Source organism: Myxococcaceae bacterium JPH2 (genome assembly GCA_016458225.1).
Classification (GTDB): domain Bacteria; phylum Myxococcota; class Myxococcia; order Myxococcales; family Myxococcaceae; genus Citreicoccus.
On the sequence record JAEMGR010000092.1, the window covers coordinates 1 to 1,695 of the forward strand.

1 protein-coding gene is annotated in these 1,695 nt (G+C 68.6%); it reads right to left on the reverse strand.

Features of this window, described 5'->3' with window-relative positions; genetic code table 11:
• On the reverse strand, positions 1-1,640 hold a 1,640-nt coding region (locus JGU66_36230), incomplete at its 3' end, for a non-ribosomal peptide synthetase (GenBank protein MBJ6766224.1).
• Positions 1,641-1,695: the final 55 nt, after the last annotated feature.

Consider the following 1,695-nt stretch of genomic DNA (forward strand, 5'->3'; position numbering starts at 1 on the left):
AACACGCGCGACTCCGGCGCATCCAGCGCCGCTTCGATCAGGACGCGCAGCTGTCCCATCATCCGTTCGACCGTGGCCGCGTCGAACAGGTCGCTGCGGTACTCCATCCGGCCAATGAGCCCCTGCGGCGACTCGGTGAAGGTGCCAGTCAGATCGAACTTCGCCGTGCCCGTCGTCTGATCCAGCGGCTTGAGTCGCAGGCCGTGCAGCTCCAACTCCGCCGTGGGCGTGTTCAGCAGTGTCAGCGACACCTGGAACAGCGGCGTGCGATCCGGGAGACGCGGCGGCTGGAGCACCTCCACCAGCTTCTCGAAGGGCACGTCCTGGTGCGCATAGGCCCCCAGCGTCGCCTCCTTCACGCGCCGCAACAGCTCGCGGTACGTGGGGTTCCCGTCGAGCCGAGTGCGGATGACCAGCGTGTTGACGAAGAAGCCGATCAGCGCCTCGGTCTGCGCCTGATTGCGACCCGCGATAGGCGCGCCGACGCTGATGTCGTCCTGGCCCGAGTGACGCGCCAGCACGGCCTGGAGACCGGCCAACAGGCCCATGTACAGCGTGGCGCCCTCGCTCCGACACAGGGCGGTCAGCCGCTGCATCACCGACAAGGACAGATCCACGTTGGCCACGCTCCCCGTGGGCGTCGAGCCACGCGGGCGATCCGTGGTCAGCTCCAACGCGAGGGGCGCACCCTGGAGCTGCTTCTTCCAGTAATCGAGTTGCTTCTCCAGCACCTCCCCTTGCAACCACTCGCGCTGCCACGCCGCGTAGTCCGCGTACTGGATGGACAGCTCGGGCAGCGGCGAAGGCCACCCCGCGAGGAAGGCCGCGTAGAGCGTGGCGACCTCGCGAATGAGCAGCGCGATGGACCAGCCATCCGAGACGATGTGGTGCATCGTCACGAGCAACAGGTGCTCTTGCTCCGCGACACGCAACAGGCGGGTGCGGAACAGCGGGCCTCGCGACAGGTCGAACGGACGGATCGCCTCCTCACGCGTGAGGCGCACGGCCTCCTGCTCCCGAGCGGAGAGAGGAATGGAGGTCAGGTCCTCGACGGAGAGGAGCATCGTCGCCGCCGGGTCGATGACCTGGACGGGCTTGCCGTTGCGCGCGGCGAAGTGCGTGCGGAGCACCTGGTGTCGTCTCACCACCTCGGTGAAGGCGCGTTGGAGTGCAGCCACCTCCAGCGGTCCCTCCATCCGAACCGCCGCGGGGATGTTGTAGACCGAACCACCCGGTTCGAGTTGGTCCAGGAACCACAACCGCTGCTGTGCGAAGGACGGCTCCACCTCGACCTTCCGCGCCAACAGCGAGGGCGCGCTCACCGCGGGGCGCGCATCCTGTACGGGCGGAGGATCGCGAGGCACCGGGCGAGGCTCGGTCCCCGTGGGCGCTGGCCGTGGAGGGACCATCCCGTCCAGGTGCTTCGCCAATCCCGCGACGGTCGGCTCATCGAACAGCGTCCCGAGGGGCAGCTCGACCCCGAAGTCATTGCGCACACGGGAGACGACCTGCGTGGCCAGCAGCGAGTGGCCTCCGAGCGCGAAGAAGCTGTCGTGGACGCCCACGTCGGCCAGCCGCAACACCTGGGCATAGAGGGCCGCGAGCTTGCGCTCCGTGGCCGTGCGCGGTGCGACGTGCACCCCCTGCGAACGTGCGGTCAGGTCCGGGGCAGGAAGCGCCGCGCGGTTCAGCTTG